The 18,205-nt window shown below is 50.7% G+C and carries 16 protein-coding genes; 7 read left to right on the top strand and 9 right to left on the bottom strand.

Annotated features, from left to right (window positions below; translation table 11 throughout):
* Positions 1–8: 8 nt before the first annotated feature.
* The 3 genes from MYB54_RS12570 to mdtH form a co-directional block, all read right to left on the bottom strand.
* Entirely contained in the window at positions 9–575 is a 567-nt protein-coding gene (locus MYB54_RS12570) for a lipoprotein (RefSeq protein WP_014915135.1), read from the bottom strand.
* A 199-nt stretch (positions 576–774) separates the two neighbouring features.
* On the bottom strand, positions 775–1,422 hold the full coding sequence (gene grxB, locus MYB54_RS12565; RefSeq protein WP_039500778.1) for a glutaredoxin 2: 648 nt from the start codon (positions 1,420–1,422) through the stop codon (positions 775–777).
* A gap of 182 nt (positions 1,423–1,604) precedes the next feature.
* Positions 1,605–2,810: a multidrug efflux MFS transporter MdtH gene (mdtH, locus tag MYB54_RS12560; protein ID WP_010275951.1), complete on the bottom strand. Its 1,206-nt coding sequence runs from the start codon at positions 2,808–2,810 to the stop codon at positions 1,605–1,607.
* A 315-nt stretch (positions 2,811–3,125) separates the two neighbouring features.
* On the opposite strand from mdtH, the gene rimJ reads away from it, so the two are divergent.
* The 4 genes from rimJ (at position 3,126) to murJ (ending at position 7,012) form a co-directional block, all read left to right on the top strand.
* Positions 3,126–3,710: a ribosomal protein S5-alanine N-acetyltransferase gene (gene rimJ / locus MYB54_RS12555; RefSeq protein ID WP_014915138.1), complete on the top strand. Its 585-nt coding sequence runs from the start codon at positions 3,126–3,128 to the stop codon at positions 3,708–3,710.
* Positions 3,711–3,719: 9 nt separating this feature from the next.
* Positions 3,720–4,355, top strand: a complete 636-nt coding sequence (locus MYB54_RS12550; protein WP_248720829.1) for a YceH family protein — start codon at positions 3,720–3,722, stop codon at positions 4,353–4,355.
* 28 nt (positions 4,356–4,383) lie between these two features.
* A complete protein-coding gene (locus tag MYB54_RS12545) occupies positions 4,384–5,349 on the top strand; it encodes a Gfo/Idh/MocA family protein (RefSeq protein WP_248720828.1) in 966 nt (321 codons plus the stop codon).
* Positions 5,350–5,476: 127 nt separating this feature from the next.
* Positions 5,477–7,012: a murein biosynthesis integral membrane protein MurJ gene (gene murJ / locus MYB54_RS12540; protein ID WP_014915141.1), complete on the top strand. Its 1,536-nt coding sequence runs from the start codon at positions 5,477–5,479 to the stop codon at positions 7,010–7,012.
* A gap of 216 nt (positions 7,013–7,228) precedes the next feature.
* On the opposite strand, the gene argS is transcribed toward murJ, so the two are convergent.
* Entirely contained in the window at positions 7,229–8,959 is a 1,731-nt protein-coding gene (gene argS / locus MYB54_RS12535; RefSeq protein ID WP_248720827.1) for an arginine--tRNA ligase, read from the bottom strand.
* Positions 8,960–9,616: 657 nt separating this feature from the next.
* Between argS and MYB54_RS12530 the strand changes: the two genes are divergently transcribed.
* Positions 9,617–10,165, top strand: a complete 549-nt coding sequence (locus MYB54_RS12530) for a VOC family protein (protein ID WP_039519262.1) — start codon at positions 9,617–9,619, stop codon at positions 10,163–10,165.
* Between the two features lie 284 nt (positions 10,166–10,449).
* Positions 10,450–11,208 (top strand): copper homeostasis protein CutC, encoded by a 759-nt coding sequence (gene cutC, locus MYB54_RS12525; protein WP_014915144.1) that lies wholly within the window; start codon positions 10,450–10,452, stop codon positions 11,206–11,208.
* A 156-nt stretch (positions 11,209–11,364) separates the two neighbouring features.
* Here the strand turns inward: cutC and cmoB are convergent, their stop codons facing one another.
* The 5 genes from cmoB to MYB54_RS12500 all read right to left on the bottom strand — a co-directional run bounded on the left by cmoB (position 11,365) and on the right by MYB54_RS12500 (position 15,931).
* On the bottom strand, positions 11,365–12,351 hold the full coding sequence (gene cmoB / locus MYB54_RS12520; protein WP_014915145.1) for a tRNA 5-methoxyuridine(34)/uridine 5-oxyacetic acid(34) synthase CmoB: 987 nt from the start codon (positions 12,349–12,351) through the stop codon (positions 11,365–11,367).
* On the bottom strand, positions 12,348–13,091 hold the full coding sequence (gene cmoA, locus MYB54_RS12515) for a carboxy-S-adenosyl-L-methionine synthase CmoA (RefSeq protein ID WP_014915146.1): 744 nt from the start codon (positions 13,089–13,091) through the stop codon (positions 12,348–12,350). Before cmoA ends, cmoB begins: the two co-directional genes overlap by 4 nt.
* 167 nt (positions 13,092–13,258) lie before the next feature.
* The gene (locus tag MYB54_RS12510; protein ID WP_014915147.1) at positions 13,259–13,654 is read right to left on the bottom strand and encodes an MAPEG family protein; all 396 of its coding nucleotides are present in this window, start codon (positions 13,652–13,654) and stop codon (positions 13,259–13,261) included.
* 155 nt (positions 13,655–13,809) lie between these two features.
* Positions 13,810–14,622, bottom strand: a complete 813-nt coding sequence (locus tag MYB54_RS12505) for a DUF72 domain-containing protein (RefSeq protein ID WP_080724387.1) — start codon at positions 14,620–14,622, stop codon at positions 13,810–13,812.
* A 91-nt stretch (positions 14,623–14,713) separates the two neighbouring features.
* Positions 14,714–15,931 carry an EAL and HDOD domain-containing protein gene (locus MYB54_RS12500; protein WP_119870519.1) on the bottom strand — a complete coding sequence of 406 codons (1,218 nt, stop codon included), beginning with the start codon at positions 15,929–15,931 and terminating at the stop codon, positions 14,714–14,716.
* A gap of 477 nt (positions 15,932–16,408) precedes the next feature.
* On the opposite strand from MYB54_RS12500, the gene aspS reads away from it, so the two are divergent.
* Entirely contained in the window at positions 16,409–18,205 is a 1,797-nt protein-coding gene (gene aspS / locus MYB54_RS12495) for an aspartate--tRNA ligase (protein ID WP_039527691.1), read from the top strand.

Here is an 18,205-nt window from a genome sequence, read left to right as displayed (position 1 = left end):
AGTCAGTATTAGTCAGTAAACAGGATAACGATCTGGCCAGGTTTGATTTCGATGCCTTTTGCCATCTTCTTCGCCATTGATTCCGTCGTGCTCTTATCCGCATTCAGCACGTAAGCGGGTTTTTGGTCAAAATAGCTTTTTAGTGATTGATTAAGATACGGGCTCAGCGTTTTCATTACCGCCTGCATTTTTTCCGGCTGTACGGTGTAATCAACCAGTTCCATATCTTTCAGGTAAATCGCGCCCTGTGCTTTATCAAATACTGGCTGTGCTTTCAGCGTAAGCTTCATGTCGGCAGCCTGATTGCCCAACAGAGACGAAATATCGACCTTCGCGTTGCCCGTCAGCGTCACTTTTCCCGGTTCTGCCCGACCAATCTGGCTGGACAGTTCGGTCAACACAATATGGGCATCTACCACGCCAGGCACGCCCAGCTGTTTCTGATAATCATTGTGTTTTTGCAGGTACTCATTCACTTCTTGCTCACTGAGCGTGTATTGCGTGAGTTTATTACAGCCACTGAGTGTAAAAGCCAGCAGCACTGCTGCCGCTGCCATCCATCCTGATTTTTTCATTATTCTGACCTCTTGATGCTATTTACGCGCACAATTCATTCCTACGGTGGTCTATTCACATGAACGAGCGCTTTATGTGAATAATCAACACGATTCTACACGGGCAGCGTGCGCCTGATGCGCAGGGTAAACAATAGGATAGCACCGAAATGGCGGATAATGCCGCTTCAGAACGAAGCGGCGGAGTAAAACTCAACGATTAGATTGCCAGGCTACTGAGTAGCGTGACCTGAGTCTGTTTCGCCATATTATCCCGATAGTCCGCAACACGGGAAGGCGGCGTAACACCCGCAACGATGGACAACGAGCGGAGTAGCGGGAAGAGGTTGATGTCGTCCGTTGATAACGTGCCGTTACAGGCATTCGGTTGAACAATCAGCGGATCCAGATCCTGTAAATCATTGTTCAATTTCTTAATCAGCCCCTGCGAGTGGCTCAGATGGTCAGCAAAATTGCCTAGCTGGGCTTCTTTCTTATTGACGAAATATTGTCGGGCGGAAGCGGAGGCAAATTCTTCAAAAGCCGCCTGAGCAAAGCGGGGAATAATAAGGCGTGGCGTATACTCGGTGACTTTTCGCAGCCAGGCGGCGATGGCCGGGTTGGTTGGGCCAGTCAGCAGCGGTTTGCGGTCGTAATTATCGATGTAATGAACGATGTCCATGCTTTCTGGCATGTAGCTGCCATCGTCTTTTTGCAGAATGGGCACCATTTTCTGGCCGATCAGTCTCTCTGGCGTTGCAGCGTCATCGTTCGCCAGTATTTGCAGTTCGACAGGGAGATTTTTCAGACCGAAGATCATGCGCGCTTTAACGCAGTAGGGACAGTGATCGTAAATGTAGAGCTTCATACATCGTCTCCTAAATCACAGGTTGTAGACAAAGGCCGCAGGGCGACCAAGCGTGTAACCCATCACCAAACAAGATAAATCGAGTATGCGAGAAGGCTCGCGACGATAACAATTGTTTGAATGTATTAGGAAAGTATAGGAGGGCTTTACCGACGAGATCAAACTCGTCGGTAAAATTCAGACTAATGACCACCCAGCATCGCGGGCTCAATGCGGCGTTGGTTGAACTGCCAATACAATGCGGCTAACGTCAGGAACCCGATGGTGCCGAGCATGAACCACGGTAGTTCCGGTTGATTCAGTGCGTGTCCGGTATCGAATAACCAGCCGCCGCCGCTGTAACCAATCGCGCCACCGAGTGCCAATCCAAGCCGACTGAACCCCATATAGCTGCCTCTGGCTCTGGAATCCGCCAGCGAAGCGCTCAAGGTTTCACGCGCAGGTTCGGCGATAATGGAGCCAATATAAAACAGGCTGATCAGTAGCAGTAGGGTTTGCAACTCCGTCGTCATCCCGATCGGGAACATACTGACGGACATGATGAAAAGCCCCGCCATCAGGCGCTGTTCCAGCCGGAAATGCTTCTCGCTCCAGCGGGCGATAGGGTAAAGCAGCGTCAGCGACAGCACCGCTTCAATGGCGTACATCCATTTCACCGCAGACGGTGTTCCGGCGAGCTCGTTGACCATAATGGGCAGCATCAGCAGAACCTGAACGGCCAGCATGTAGTAGCCTGTCAGCGTTAAGACATACATCAGGAAACGGCGGTCGCGAATCACGCGCGTCAGCCCTTCCCGTATTGGCGTCTTGACCGTTGATATACGGTAGGCTGGCAGCAGCCAAGCATTGAGCGCAGCGGCAAGCACAAAAATGACCGCACCCGCCCAGCAGACGATTTCGAAATCGTACTGGAGCAGCCAACTGCCGATGAGGGCACCGATAACGGCACCGGCGCTATCCTGCATCATTAACAGGGAGTAGAACCTACCTCGTTCCTGCGGACGAACCAGCTTGATGACCAGCGCGGTACGTGGCGGATCGAATAGCGTGCCGCCAAGGCCGGATAGCGCACAAGACAACCAGAGCAGCCAGGGTTCATCGGCAATCGCCATGAAGACAAAACCGGAGGCACGTAGCAACATCCCGGTAATAATCATCGGTTTGGCACCAAAACGGTCAGCAATAGCCCCGCCGAAAATACCGAGCCCTTGCTGAATAAACTGGCGCAATCCCAATGCGATACCGACTAATAATGCGGCCCAGCCGAGATCGTCGACAAAGCGAATGGAAATAAGGGGAAAGACAACGAAGAATCCCAAAACCACCAGCATATTATCGAGTAATAAAAAATATTTACCCAAGCTCCGAGCTTGCGACATCAGAGGCATGTTTCACCACAACGAAGAAAGGAGGAAAATAACAGACGTGACTATTTTGTACTCTAATTCGACTTTGGTATAGCCTATTGTTGGATAATATTTTTTTATCGATTTAACGTTATCCTGATAGCATTTCGGCGAGAAAAAATGCCTTTCCTGACTCAACTGCGCAATAACTCGGCGACAGGGATTTTACGTCTATGAATTTATGTGGTTATAGTAAGGATTATCGGAAATACCGATATTTTCTGCTTATGCGGAATAGTCACTTTTTCAGCGGCGATGAATTTTACTTATCGATAACATGGAGAGGCAGGGGGAAAAATGTTTGGCTACCGTTCAACGCCGGCAAGAGTGCAATTGACAACTGACAGGCTGGTGGTGCGTCTGGCCCATGAACGCGATGCATGGCGTCTGGCCGAATACTATTCTGAAAACCGTGAATTTCTTAAGCCGTGGGAACCCGTGAGAGACGCGAGCCATTGCTACCCATCAGGCTGGCAGGCGCGGTTGAGCGTGATTAACGATATGCATAAGCAGGGCAGCGCCTATTACTTCCTCCTGTTGGACCCGAATGAAAACGAAGTGTACGGCGTGGCGAATTTCAGCAACGTGCTGCGGGGATCGTTTCACGCCTGCTATCTGGGCTATTCACTTGGTCAAAAATGGCAGGGGCAGGGGCTGATGTATGAAGCATTGCAGCCAGCAATACGTTATATGCAGCGTCAGCAGCATATGCATCGCATCATGGCTAACTATATGCCGCATAACCAGCGCAGTGGGGGATTACTGACACGTTTGGGGTTTGAACGTGAAGGCTATGCGAAGAATTATCTGCTCATTGATGGCAAATGGCAGGACCATGTATTAACCGCGCTGACCAACGCCGAGTGGAAGTCTCCGCGTTAAGGAAAAATGATGAAATACCAATTGGATGCTCGTGAAGCCCGCGTGATTGGTTGCATGCTGGAAAAGCAGATCACGACGCCGGATCAATACCCGATGTCGTTAAACGGCATCACCACGGCCTGTAATCAAAAAACCAACCGTGAACCTGTGATGGAACTGAGCGAAAGCGAGGTCCAACAAACGCTGGATTTACTCGTGAAGAAGCATTTCCTGCGCACGCTCAGCGGGTTTGGTAATCGGGTCGTGAAATATGAACATCGTTTTTGCAATTCTGAGTTTGGTGACCTGAAGCTATCGCCTGCGGAAGTGGCGCTGGTGACGACGCTGCTTCTGCGTGGCCCACAGACGCCGGGCGAACTGCGTACGCGTGCGGCCCGATTGTATGAATTTTCTGATGTCGGTGAAGCTGAGTCTACCCTTGAACAGCTGCAACAGCGTGAGGATGGGCCGTTTGTCGTCCGGCTGGCGCGGGAAGCAGGGAAACGGGAAAGTCGCTATCAGCACCTTTTCAGCGGCGAGGCTAGTGATGCTGCTGCTCCCGAAGTGGACAGCGAAAGTGATCATTCACCGCTAGCTGAGCGTGTTGAGGCGTTAGAAAAAGAGGTTGCTGAACTCAAACGCCAGCTTGCTGGGCTGTTAGCGTAATAAATCTGTATCAGGGAGAAAATCAGTTATGAAGCCTCAGTTTACGTCTGCGGAAAGTGTTCCAGAGAATAGTGGTTTGACCCAGCGTCCTCGTATCGGCGTCGTCGCGTTGGGATCTATCGCGCAGAAAGCCTATTTGCCGATTCTCAGTCAGGCTAAGCGCTGGGAGCTGGTTGGCGCGTTTTCTCCCGATCGGCAAAAGACGCAGCGAATTTGTCAGGACTATCGGATGACGAGTTTCTCTGCGCTGGATGAGCTGGCAGCACAGTGCGATGCGGTTTTCGTTCACAGCAGCACTGCCAGCCATTTTTCCGTTGTGAGCCAACTGCTTAACGCGGGTGTCGATGTCTACGTAGATAAACCGCTGGCAGAGACGCTGGAGCAGGCGGAAGCGCTGGTCGAATTGGCAGAGCAACGACAAAAAATTCTGATGGTCGGTTTTAATCGTCGTTTCGCACCGTGTTATCAGCAGCTAAAACAGCGGCTGGATCAACCGTCATCGCTGCGCATGGACAAACATCGGATTAATGGCGTTGGTCCGCAGGATGTCCGTTTTACTCTGCTGGACGACTATCTGCATGTGGTGGACACTGCGCTCTGGCTAGCGGGCGGCGACGCTCAACTGATTGATGGCGTGTTGCATGCGAATGCGGACGGTCAACTGCTGTATGCCGAGCACCATTTCCAGAGCGGCGGTTGTCAGGTGACGACCAGCATGCATCGTCAGGCTGGAAGCCAGCGCGAATGGGTTCAGGCTGTTACCTCGGGTGGGCTCTATCAGGTAGATGAGATGCGTGAATGGCGCGAAGATCGCGAAGGAATAACGATCCGTCCAGCCGTACCCTCCTGGCAAACCACGCTGGAACAACGCGGATTTGTTGGTGCAGTGCAGCATTTCATCGCGGCCATTGAACAACGGAAACCAGCGGAAACATCAGGTAACCAGGCGTTGCTGTCCCAGCGTATGATTGAAAAATTGCTGGGAAAAAGCTGAAAAGTTCAGCGGTTATGACAATGCGCGGTAGCTATTACACGTGCAATGCGTAGACTAGTCGCACCTCGCAATCAGGATAACCTCAACGGGTTAATAATCGGTCCTGAACCGTTCAGAACATAATCGGATGAATCTACTTAAATCACTGGCTGCCGTCAGTTCCATGACCATGTTATCGCGCGTTTTAGGCTTTGTGCGCGATGCCATCGTCGCCCGTATTTTTGGTGCCGGTATGGCGACGGACGCCTTCTTTGTGGCGTTCAAGCTGCCCAACCTGCTCCGGCGAATTTTCGCGGAAGGCGCATTTTCACAGGCTTTTGTGCCGATTCTGGCAGAATATAAAAGCCAGCAGGGCGATGAGGCTACGCGGACGTTCCTCGCTTATGTCTCTGGTATGCTGACGCTGATTCTGGCGTTAGTCACCGTGGCGGGGATGGTCGCTGCACCATGGGTCATTATGGTTACCGCGCCCGGTTTTGCCGCGACGCCAGAGCGCTTCGAGCTCACTTCGGATCTATTAAGAGTCACGTTTCCCTACATCCTGCTGATCTCACTGACCTCTATGGTCGGTTCGGTGCTCAATACCTGGAACCGTTTTTCGGTGCCCGCGTTTGCTCCGACATTGCTTAACGTCAGCATGATTGGCTTCTCGCTGTTTGCCGCCCCGTATTTTAATCCACCGGTGATGGCGCTGGCCTGGGCGGTTTTGGTTGGCGGCTTGCTGCAACTCGGCTATCAGCTACCGCATCTGAAAAAGATTGGCATGCTGGTCTTGCCGCGCTTGAAGTGGCGTGACCCGAGCGTCTGGCGCGTCATGAAGCTGATGGGGCCTGCGGTTCTGGGTGTATCGGTAAGCCAGATTTCGCTCATCATCAACACCATTTTCGCCTCTTTCCTCAGCGAAGGGGCAGTGTCATGGATGTATTACGCTGACCGTCTGATGGAGTTTCCTTCCGGCGTTCTCGGCGTGGCATTAGGGACGATTTTACTGCCGTCGCTGGCGAAGAGTTTTGCCAGTGGTAATCACGACGAATACTCCCGTCTGATGGATTGGGGGCTCCGCCTGTGTTTCCTGTTGGCGCTGCCGAGCGCGGTGGCATTAGGCATTTTGGCTAAGCCTTTAACCGTGTCGCTGTTCCAGTACGGCAAATTTAGCGCCTTTGACGCGCTGATGACCCAGCGGGCGCTGATTGCCTACTCGGTTGGGCTGATGGGACTGATTGTCGTCAAAGTACTCGTGCCCGGTTTTTATTCTCGGCAGGATATCAAGACGCCAGTCAAAATAGCGATAGTCACGCTGATCCTGACACAAATTATGAACCTGATCTTTATCGGCCCGCTGCAACATGCGGGTCTGGCGTTGTCTATCGGTCTGGCTTCCTGCCTGAATGCAGGCTTGCTGTATTGGCAACTGCGTAAGCAGGACATTTTCCAGCCGCTGCCGGGTTGGCGGGGGTTTCTGGTTCGCCTGTTGACGGCAGTTATTGTGATGTCGCTGGTTTTACTGGGTATGCTGTGGTGGATGCCCGCGTGGGATGACGGCAATATGACAATGCGAATCCTGCGCTTGTTGCTGGTCGTGGTTGCGGGAGCGGGTTCCTATTTTGCCACGCTGGCGCTATTGGGATTCCGTCCTCGGGATTTCGCCCGCCGTAGCGTGTGACAATGTTATTGAATACAACGGTGATAATGGAATAGAAGAGTAAAGCGTTTGCGCCATGGATGGCGCAAGCCGAGCGTACAGGGATGTATTTACAGCGTCTTTACGATCTATCTATTATCACCGCGTGACTGTCTTTGCCTGTAACGCAAAACGCCATTGGTGGCAGCACCAATGGCGTTTGTGTTTCCAATGAATACGTTTTCAGTCGATGGAGAATTACATCTTCTCGACGGTTTCGATGCCGAGCGTATCCAGCCCTTGCTTCAGCGTTTTCGCAGTTAGCAGCGCCAGTCTCAGACGGCTTTGACGCACGTCGCCACTTTCGGCATTAAGAATCGGACAGTGCTCGTAGAAACCAGAGAACAGACCCGCCAGATCGTACAGGTAGCTACACATCACATGCGGCGTGCCTTCACGGGCGACGGAGGTGATGGTTTCTTCAAATTGCAGCAGCCGCGTGGCAAGCGCAAATTCACGCTCATCGCTCAGCGTAATCGGCTGCGTTAAGCTGTCTTCCTGTATGCCTGCACGCTTGAAAATAGACGCGACGCGGGTATAGGCGTATTGCATGTAAGGCGCGGTATTGCCTTCAAACGCCAGCATGTTGTCCCAATCGAAAACGTAGTCCGTGGTACGGCTCTTCGACAGGTCGGCATATTTGATCGCGCCGATAGAAACCACTTTCGCCAGCGCGGTTAACTCATCGCTTTCCATCTGCGGGTTTTTCTCTGCGATGAGCTTCAATGCACGATCGTAGGCTTCATCCAACAACTCGGACAGCTTGATCGTTCCGCCTGCACGCGTTTTGAATGGTTTCCCGTCTTTGCCTAGCATCATGCCGAACATATGGTGTTCCAGGCTGACAGAATCAGGTACGTAACCGGCTTTACGCACGATGGTCCAGGCCTGCATCAAATGTTGATGCTGGCGGGAATCGATATAGTAAAGTACGCGATCGGCGTTCAGGGTTTCATAACGGTATTTGGCGCAGGCGATGTCTGTTGTGGTGTAGAGGTAGCCGCCATCCTTTTTCTGGATGATGACACCCATCGGTTCGCCTTCCTTGTTTTTATATTCATCAAGGAAAACGACCGTTGCGCCTTCGCTCTCAACTGCCAGACCTTTTGCTTTCAGGTCGGCAACGATGCCCGGCAGCATACTGTTATACAGGCTTTCACCCATAACATCCTGTTTGGTCAACGTGACATTGAGGCGTTCATAGTTGATCTGGTTCTGCGTCATGGTGATATCGACAAGCTTGCGCCACATCTGACGGCAATATTCATCACCACCCTGCAATTTCACCACGTAAGCGCGCGCGCGTTCGGCGAAATCGGCATCTTCATCGTAGTGTTTCTTCGCTTCACGATAGAACGCTTCAAGATCGGAGAGATCCATCTCGCTGGCGCTTTCGTTTTGCATTTTTTCAAGGTAGGCGATCAGCATACCGAACTGCGTACCCCAGTCCCCAACGTGGTTCGCACGAATCACGTTATGGCCTAAAAACTCCAATGTACGGGCTGATGCATCACCAATAATGGTTGAGCGCAGGTGACCGACGTGCATTTCCTTCGCGACGTTAGGGGCAGAGTAGTCAATCACGATCGTTTGAGGCTCAACGGGGGTTAAACCCAGTTTTGGTGCATTCAGGGCGTTCTCAACCTGGCTCGCAACCCACTGCTTATCGAGAAAAATATTAATAAATCCCGGGCCTGCGATTTCTGTTTTTTCCGCAATGCCCTCCAGCGCCAAAAGTTGGACGACTTTTTCGGCCAATTGTCGCGGCGGCATGCCCAGTTTTTTTGCCACGGCCATAACGCCATTGGCCTGATAATCACCAAACTGTGCTTTTGCCGACTGACGAATCTGAGCTTCGCTGTCTGCTGGCGCGCCCGCGGCGGTTAACGCCTGGCTGACTTTTTCGGAGAGAAGAGCCTGAATATTCACCGGTTTACCTTAAATAAAAAATTAAGCCTTGCTTATACCATATTTGCCTTTCCTCGTCAGCAGACGGGGTGAGGCAAAGGGATGTTCAGGCGAAAAAATACCCGACAAGCGGGAGGTAAAAGAAGGCGGGATGAGATGAAAAAATGGATAAGGAGAACACGACAAAAAAGAAAAAGTAGTTTTAGGTAGAATAAAAATAAATCAAATCGCGATCTTAACGTTTTTTTGACCGACTATTTACACCAATTTTATGTGAGTCTCTGGTTTTAAAATGACGAAAAATAGCGTATGCCGCAATAGCGATAAGCGCGATGGATATAATGAGTAAAACCATGATGATATCTCTGCGTTATTATTTCTTTTCTCAATTTATACGTTTTCTTTTCGGCGTTCAATGGGACGATTGTTATTTAAGATTCCTCCCAGAATAGATTGCGAGAAGTATCGCAGATTACTTTCGTGTAAAAAACTTTTCCGTTTATTAATCAAACAGCATGGTTACCTTTTCTTTGCATTTAATGCGTTTCACGTAACGAAGGTGTAAATAAATGTACGTGGGTAAAAATAGAATTTAATTAGAATGTGTCACGGGTGTGATATTCTCATTACGCAAATGGTGATTGATAATGTGAGATGCCGTGAGGAGTGTTGCCCGATATGTTACCCGATGATTTGATAACGGATTTAGCGCGTTTTGAGCAAGCGTTACAGGAATTGGCCGATGTGTTACAGCTGGATTTAGGTGCATTTCATGCCGATCATATTTCATTGCGCTGCCATCAGAATACGACGGCTGAATCATGGAAAGCGGCACTGCTAAAGGTCGGTAACCTGCTGTCTGAAAACCAAATCAATGGCCGCACAATCTGTTTGTTTATTCTGGACAATGCCATCACGGTAGGTCCCTGGCAGATTACCTGTGTTGAACTACCGTGGCCGGGGAAAAAGCATTATCCGCATGAAGGTTGGGAGCATGTGGAACTGGTGCTGCCCGGGGAGGCGGAAACGCTGCACCAGCGTGCGCTAGCCTGCTTGTCGGATGATGCGCTGCGTACGCCGGGCATCAAGCTTAAATTCAGTTCTCCGCAAGGCGAAAAAGAGCGAATTCCTAATCCGACATTAGCGGTAACCAACGGGAAAGTGACAATAAAGTTTCACCCATTTGATATACGCGATGTTGTCGCAAGCGAAATGTCGACGCTATAAAAATAGCGTATGGCGCGTACGTAGCGTAATCATAAAGATAACATTGGCGGAAAGGTAAAATGGCATGTCACGTTATTCATGCCATTTTCTTTTGCTGTGGAACAGATTAATAAAACTGTGGATTGTGTCATGTTTATTTCGGCAATGTATCGCGTTCATTGTGACTCCTGTCTCCTCACGATATGAATGCGAATGCCATAGTTATTACTTTAATCGGCGTGATGATTCGTCGATTTTTCGATAATTAAGAAAAGTGGTCTGGGAGTTTACATGGAGGAGCAGCGATGACGAAACTGGAAGTATGCTGTTATAGCGTTGATTGCGCGATAACAGCAGCGCAGTCTGGGGCTGACAGGATTGAACTCTGTGCAGGACAGCGAGAAGGCGGGTTAACGCCATCCTATGGTGCGCTGCGTGGCGCGCGCGAAAAGGTCGCGATTCCTGTCCACCCGATTGTGCGCCCGCGAGGAGGCGATTTTTGCTACAGCGCGACGGAATTTGCTGCCATCAAATACGACATTGAGCAGATTCGTGAGATGGGTTTTCCCGGTGTTGTTGTCGGCGTACTCAATGAAGAAGGGCACATTGATTTGCCCAAGATGCGTGAAATCATGGCAGCGGCTCAAGGGATGGCGGTGACCTTTCATCGTGCGTTCGATATGTGTCTGAACCCATACATTGCACTGGAGCAGCTCACTGAGCTTGGCGTATCGCGCATATTGACCTCTGGGCAGCAGCAGACGGCGGAAAATGGACTGCGGTTATTACGTGAACTAACACAGGCCAGTCGCGGTCCAATTATTATGGCGGGTTCCGGCGTGCGGCTGACTAACGTGCACAAATTTCAGCAGGCCGGTATCCGGGAACTGCACAGTTCCGCAGGCCAGTGGACACCTTCTCCGATGCGCTATCGCAAAATCGGCGTATCGATGTGTTCTGATACGGAATTAGATGAGTTTAGCCACTATTGCGTGGATGGTGATGTGGTGGAAGCCATGAAGCGGGCAGTCAGTCCGGACCGTGAAATGCAGTACGTGTCATGACGTCAGGCATTTAATGGCGTGGCGGTAGAGAGACAGCGTTGTTCTAAACACCACATCGGCATTCCTCAATTTTGCCGCGCCGCATACCATCAGGTATGCATGGCAAGTACCAGGCCCCAGCGTGTTGCTGGGGCTTTTTTTGTCGAGCGCGGCAGTTTAGGGCTGGTAGACCCCAGGTTTACGGGCAACCAGTACGGCACGTACCGGAGCGGGGTAGCCTTCCACCGTTTTCGTCGGATCTTCAGGATCGAGGAATTCAGCCAGTGATTCCGTGATCATCCAGTCTGTCCGCCGTTGTTCCTGCGTTGTCGTGGTGCAGATATCCACGACGCGAACATCAACAAATCCGCATTTCTCAAGCCATGTGGTCAAGGCTGCGGCAGAAGGGATGAAATACACATTGCGCATTTGTGCATAGCGTTCTCCCGGAACCAGCACCTGATTTTCATCACCTTCAATAACCAGCGTTTCCAGCACGAGTTCGCCACCTGCTACCAGTTGATTCTTCAATTGCCACAGGTGATCGAGTGGGGAACGGCGGTGGTAGAGCACGCCCATTGAAAATACGGTGTCAAACGCGGCAAGTTCGGGGAGTTGCTCAATGCCGAGTGGTAAAACGTGCGCCCGTTGATCGTCACCGAGCAACTTACGCACGGCTTCAAACTGGCATAAGAACAGCTGCATGGGATCGATGCCGACTGCCATCGTGGCGCCTTCACCAACCATCCGCCACAGGTGATAGCCGCTACCGCATCCTACATCCAGAATCAGGCGATTCTTCAGCGGACTAATATGGGGCAGAACGCGTTGCCATTTCCAGTCCGAACGCCATTCCGTATTGATATCCACGCCGTACAGCGAAAAAGGGCCTTTACGCCAGGGCATCAGATTACGCAGCAGTTTTTCAATGCCTTCACGCTGCCCTTCGGAAATATCGGGCTCCATGCGTGCCGTAACGCTGTCGTTCAAATCCAGAGAAGTTGGCGTCAGCGACGGAAGATGTTCCAGCGAGTTAAACCAGAGTTTGAACTTGCCGTGCAAGGATTCCTGCTGCCAACTGCTGAGCTGTGAAGGCAGCGTGTTAAGCCAGTGGCTGAGCGGGCCTTTTGCGATTTGCTGATAAAAATTGCCGAAATCGATCACGCCTTTTCCTCTGCTTTCACGGCTAATAACGAACCAAAATTAAAACACTGAAACCAAATTTCGCTGTGCTCAAAACCAGCATCTGCCAGTCGGGCCTTATGGGTTTCTACCGAATCGGTCAGCATGACGTTTTCCAGCATACTGCGTTTCTGACTGATTTCTAACTCGCTGTAGCCATTTGCCCGTTTGAAATCGAGATGCATGTTGAACAGCAATTCACCGACGTCTTTGTCCGCAAAATTGAATTTCTCTGAGAGCACGAGCACGCCGCCGGGATTCAAGCCCTGATAAATACGCTTGATGAGTACCTGACGCTGGGAAGGTTCCAGAAACTGAAGGGTAAAGTTCAGCACCACCATAGATGCATTTGCGATATCAATATTCAGAATATCGGCTTCTATAATCTCGACGGGTGTATCGGACCGGAAAGCGTCAATGTGGCTGCGGCAGCGCTTCACCATTGCCGGAGAATTGTCTACCGCGATAATTTTGCAACCTGGCACAGAGATATTACGTCGCATAGACAGCGTGGCTGCGCCCAACGAGCATCCGAGATCGTAAACGTGACTATCCGGGCGGACGAAGCGTTCTGCCAGCATGCCAATCATCGAAATGATGTTGGAATAGCCGGGCACGGAACGTTGGATCATATCGGGGAATACGTCGGCAACGCGTTCGTCGAATGTCCAGTCGCCTAAATTGGCAATTGGCACAGAGAAAAGCATATCGCGGTTTGGCATGGCAGAAAGTGCACTGAGAGTAATAAAGAGGCGCGTATTCTAGCAGAATACACGGTGGTCTTCACCTTTCACATGGTGTAGACGTAGGGGGGGACGCGGTTTTTGATTCCCGGACGCATAATGTCTGTGCGCCCGAGAGAGGCGGGGATAGTTTTTGCCTCACGCCATCAGTACAGCGTGAAAACCAGATCCCAGGGAAGATAATAGAGGTTTGCTGCAATCATCAGAATAAGCGAGGCATAGGTTGCCGCCATACCTGAACGCCGCCAGCGGAATTCGCGATGCCGAAGGCCATAGTAGTGAACCAAACGTCCCGTAATCAATAAAATGCCGCAGAAGTGGATCATGATAATAAGGGCGCCGTTCATTTCCATCAGCACCAGCAGAATCGCTGCAATCGGAATGTATTCCACCGCATTGCCATGTACCCGGATCGCCGTTTGCAATTCATAAAATCCGCCGTCGCCATACGCCACGCGATACTGCATTCTGAGTTTCACAACATCAATAGACAGCTTTATCAACAAGATTGCGCCAAGCACGATATAGAGCGCACTTACCATTTTTTACTCCGTGACCTAACCGAAAACGGCTTGCAGAATAATAGCTTTACCTAACGCAACTGTCGCCTGGAAAGGCCGATTTTTTTAGCGGAAATGGATTACGTTGCGAAATTGCTTATAACCAAACGAACTAACACATGGGGATATTGAGTGGTTCAAAAGAGCGTCGCCTGCTGTGGCCAATCCGGCTGGGGCGGCAAGGTCGGGTCGATCTCTGCGAGTAATGGCCAAAGCTGCTGCGCCAGCGGTGGGGCATCACCGATATCTGGTGTGTGAATAAAGAAGAAGGGATTTGCCTCATGCCATTGCGGCAACTTGTTACGCCATGACTCGAACCAGCGAAGATTTTCTTCCTGCTTTTCACTGCCGATAAAGCGAATCAGCGGCTGCGTGGCGGTCAGCACGGCATGTACTGGCACGCGAGGTTTCTTCCGCTGGGCTTCACGCATAGCCGCACTGTCTGGCGTAGCGTGGTGAACCGGGCGGCTGTCGAGAATCACGCGGTTGATACCGCGCTGCTGTAGCCCCTGATTCAGCGCGCGTTCTTCATCGCCTTTGGCAAAAAACAGCGGATGACGTACTTCGACACCGTAGCTAAACCCCTTTGGCAAGGCATCAAGAAAACGCCATAAAACGGGTAGCTGCGCAGGGCCGAAGGTGGCGGGAAGCTGTAGCCAGAGCTGTCCGATACGGTGGGCAATCGGCTCAAGGCACTGATAAAAAAGCCCGACATCGCTATCACAATTCTGCAAGGCAGTTTTATGGCTGATCGTTGAGGGAAACTTAAAGCAAAAGCGGAAGTCATCATGCGTCATATCACGCCAGCGCTCGACAACCTCGCGTGAAGGCAGCGCATAAAAAGTCGTGTTACCTTCCACACAGGTAAAATAGCGGCTGTAGTCGGCAAGATCGTTTAATCCCAACCGACTCCAGGCGGGATGCTGCCATTGCGGTAATCCGATATACATCATCGCACCATAACGTCATTGAAACTCAAGCAGAATGGCGATGATTATCGCGTAATTGTCAGGGCAGCGCGAGTGAACCGGGAGAAATCGTTTATAAAATCTCGTCCGCCCACTGCGTTGCTTCCATGATCATCGTAAAGAAGTTTTCCTCATCGATATCCAACTGGGTCAACAGCTGCTCAAGCTCTTCCCATTCTTGCTGTTCGTATTTAGTGATTAACGTCAGATAAACCGCGAGTTCACCGGTATGATCCAATAAGCTTTGGTTAATTTTTTCCGATAGGGCAATTTGTGAGAGCAGCAACGGCATGGGTGAATCTAATACGGCATCAAGCAGGGACAATAATCCGCACAGAAACGCCTCGGTGGTATCCTCCTTTACATTAAAAGAGGCATGCAGTAATTCGAAAAATCTGGCGCGAATTAAGCTGGTGCGATAAAGCTCGCTGGGTTTATTTTCATTACTGTTGGTAATGCTAATTAACGAGACAAAACGTTTAAGCTCTCGTTGCCCAAGCAGCATCGCCATGGAACGGAAAGACATCGATGTTGCCGTGATGCCAAAGCGGGTGTTGTATTTGATATTGGTGATGTGGCGCATCAATTTATAATAAAGCGACAGATCGGCACAGACCAATTCTTCGATCGTGGCATAGTTAAGCTCAGGTTTATTGACCTCTCTCAGCAGTCTGACGGTATTGCTGGAGTTACTGACCAATTTTTTCGATTTGATCATTTCAGGACGACTGAAAAAATAACCCTGAAACAGAGAGATACCCAGCTTCTTACTTTGCAGGTACTGCTCATGCGTCTCTACCTTCTCGGCCAGATAGATTAATTTGCGCTGCGTGGCTCTTTTGATGAAATTTTCGATGTCACCAAAGGTCGACAGGGTTAAATCGAATTTGATGATATCAACGTAAGGCAAAAACCGATCCCATTCTGAATCCATCGAAAAATCATCGAGCGCAATTTTGAAGCCCTTTCTTTTTAGCTTTTTTACGGCAGCAAAGAGATCATTGTTGGGGATCGAATTTTCAAGGATCTCAATAACAACTTTTTCCTGTGGCAATACTTCAGCCTGGCCATTGATCAGCATCTGATGGGGAAAATTAATGTAGTAAGGCTGTTCGACCACGGACCTTGTCAACGGATTGGTTAAGAACTGATCGGATATAAGCTGTGCAGTTGCAAATTCAGGACTCACGTCAGGAAATCTATTGGTGACATCCATGCGAAAAAGTAGCTCGTAAGCAACGGTTTGGAGGTGTTGATTTAAAATGGGTTGACGAGCAACAAATGAATACATAGCTGTTCTCCATGTAAACCATACGCATTTGCCAGCAATGGGAAAGCGCTTTTTATTAAAATTTTTATAAAAATCAGCAGGTACTTGGTAATTTTAGCAGGTTTTACTAAAAGGGAAGGCCGGTTTCCGCAAATCCTCATGCGATGTGGGTCGACGAGTTCTGCGTCTTTGGGCCGATGATTGGGGCTTCCTCAGACGTTCAGTTTTGCAACAACTCTATGCGGATTAGTGAACATTCCGTTAACCGGAAAGGAAATTTCGTAAAAAGAGTAGGCGGCAGCGTCGCAGAGCGTTACCTTCATGCTTATCGTTCGGGCGAATATCCTTTATAATAGCCGCCTTTTTTCATCGGACAGTAACCCAGAAAAACCATGCCGTGCAGCGAAAATGCCACTGTTTTTGCACTGTGAGATCTACCGTGAAAAGTAATCTACCGTGAGAACGTGTGAGCTGGCGGATGAGTAAAAGGACATCGTGATGCGTACTAATTATTGCGGGCAGTTGAATTCGTCCCATGTGGGCCAGGAAGTGACATTGTGCGGTTGGGTTAACCGCCGCCGCGATCTGGGTGGTTTGATTTTTATTGATATGCGTGACCGCGAAGGGCTGGTTCAGGTGTTTTTTGACCCGGATCGTCAGGACGCATTTAAACTGGCATCCGAGTTGCGTAACGAGTTCTGCATCCAACTTACCGGTGTCGTACGTGCCCGTCCAGAAAGCCAAATCAACAAAGATATGGCGACGGGTGAAGTCGAGATTTTTGCCACCGCACTGACGATCGTTAACCGTTCTGAAGCGCTGCCGTTGGACTCCAACCAGACCAATACCGAAGAAGCGCGTCTCAAATTCCGCTATCTGGATTTGCGCCGTCCTGAAATGGCGCAGCGCCTAAAAACACGCGCCCGTATCACCAGTTTTGTGCGTCGTTTTATGGACGACCACGGCTTCCTGGACATCGAAACCCCGATGTTGACCAAAGCGACACCGGAAGGCGCGCGTGACTATCTGGTGCCAAGCCGCGTACATAAAGGCAAATTTTATGCGCTGCCGCAGTCCCCACAGCTGTTCAAACAGCTGCTGATGATGTCCGGCTTTGACCGCTACTATCAGATCGTCAAATGCTTCCGTGACGAAGACCTGCGTGCCGACAGACAGCCAGAATTTACCCAGATCGATGTGGAAACCTCTTTCATGACCGCGCCACAGGTGCGTGAAGTGATGGAGAAGCTGGTACGTGAACTGTGGCAGGACGTGAAAGGCGTCGATCTGGGCGATTTCCCGATCATGACGTTCGCAGAAGCCATGCGCCGTTTCGGTTCCGACAAGCCAGATTTGCGTAACCCGCTGGAACTGGTCGACGTTGCCGATCTGGTTAAAGACATTGAATTCAAAGTGTTCTCCGGCCCGGCAAACGATGCTAAAGGCCGCGTTGCCGCTATCCGCGTACCGGGCGGCGCACAGCTGAGCCGTAAGCAGATTGATGAATACGGCAAGTTTATTGAAATCTACGGCGCGAAAGGTCTGGCTTACATCAAGGTCAACGAGCGTGCCAAGGGCCTGGAAGGCGTTCAAAGCCCGGTAGCCAAATTCCTGAGTGAAGACGTTCTGTCTGCTGTGCTGGATCGTACTGCGGCACAAGATGGCGACATCCTGTTCTTTGGTGCGGACAGCGCGAAAGTGGTGACTGATGCGCTGGGCGCGCTGCGTCTCAAACTGGGTCGCGATCTGAACCTGACGAAAGACAATAGCTGGGAACCGCTGTGGGTTGTCGATTTCCCAATGTTTGAAGAAGATGGCGAAGGCGGGCTTGCTGCGATGCACCATCCGTTTACCGCACCGCGTGACATGCTGCCTTCTGAACTGGCTGCCAACCCGGTTTCGGCAATCGCCAACGCGTATGACATGGTTATTAACGGTTATGAAGTGGGCGGCGGTTCCGTGCGTATTCACAGTGGTGAGATGCAGCAAACCGTGTTCAGCATTCTGGGCATTACCGAACAAGAGCAGCGTGAGAAGTTTGGCTTCCTGCTGGACGCATTGAAATATGGTACACCGCCGCACGCGGGTCTGGCGTTTGGTCTTGACCGTCTGGTGATGTTGCTGACGGGTACCGATAACATTCGTGACGTTATCGCCTTCCCGAAAACGACGGCCGCAGCGTGTCTGATGACGGAAGCCCCAAGCTTCGCCAACCCGGCTTCGCTGGAAGAGCTTGCCATTGCGGTTGTTGTGAAAGGGAAAGCGGCTCAGGATGGAAAATCCGAGAACGAATAA

Source organism: Pectobacterium nicotianae, from assembly GCF_023272715.1.
Classification (GTDB): Bacteria; Pseudomonadota; Gammaproteobacteria; order Enterobacterales; family Enterobacteriaceae; genus Pectobacterium; species Pectobacterium brasiliense.
This window is presented reverse-complemented; position numbering and strand designations above follow the sequence as displayed.

Excerpts from the sequence above, each read along its gene's own strand:
- murJ (WP_014915141.1), top strand. The coding sequence starts at position 5,477 with ATGAATCTACTTAAATCACTGGCTGCCGTCAGTTCCATGACCATGTTA.
- MYB54_RS12510 (WP_014915147.1), bottom strand. The coding sequence starts at position 13,654 with ATGGTAAGTGCGCTCTATATCGTGCTTGGCGCAATCTTGTTGATAAAG.
- mdtH (WP_010275951.1), bottom strand. The coding sequence starts at position 2,810 with ATGCCTCTGATGTCGCAAGCTCGGAGCTTGGGTAAATATTTTTTATTA.
- MYB54_RS12500 (WP_119870519.1), bottom strand. The coding sequence starts at position 15,931 with ATGTATTCATTTGTTGCTCGTCAACCCATTTTAAATCAACACCTCCAA.
- MYB54_RS12545 (WP_248720828.1), top strand. The coding sequence starts at position 4,384 with ATGAAGCCTCAGTTTACGTCTGCGGAAAGTGTTCCAGAGAATAGTGGT.
- MYB54_RS12530 (WP_039519262.1), top strand. The coding sequence starts at position 9,617 with ATGTTACCCGATGATTTGATAACGGATTTAGCGCGTTTTGAGCAAGCG.
- cmoA (WP_014915146.1), bottom strand. The coding sequence starts at position 13,091 with ATGCCAAACCGCGATATGCTTTTCTCTGTGCCAATTGCCAATTTAGGC.
- cutC (WP_014915144.1), top strand. The coding sequence starts at position 10,450 with ATGACGAAACTGGAAGTATGCTGTTATAGCGTTGATTGCGCGATAACA.
- rimJ (WP_014915138.1), top strand. The coding sequence starts at position 3,126 with ATGTTTGGCTACCGTTCAACGCCGGCAAGAGTGCAATTGACAACTGAC.
- MYB54_RS12570 (WP_014915135.1), bottom strand. The coding sequence starts at position 575 with ATGAAAAAATCAGGATGGATGGCAGCGGCAGCAGTGCTGCTGGCTTTT.
- MYB54_RS12550 (WP_248720829.1), top strand. The coding sequence starts at position 3,720 with ATGAAATACCAATTGGATGCTCGTGAAGCCCGCGTGATTGGTTGCATG.
- grxB (WP_039500778.1), bottom strand. The coding sequence starts at position 1,422 with ATGAAGCTCTACATTTACGATCACTGTCCCTACTGCGTTAAAGCGCGC.
- MYB54_RS12505 (WP_080724387.1), bottom strand. The coding sequence starts at position 14,622 with ATGTATATCGGATTACCGCAATGGCAGCATCCCGCCTGGAGTCGGTTG.
- aspS (WP_039527691.1), top strand. The coding sequence starts at position 16,409 with ATGCGTACTAATTATTGCGGGCAGTTGAATTCGTCCCATGTGGGCCAG.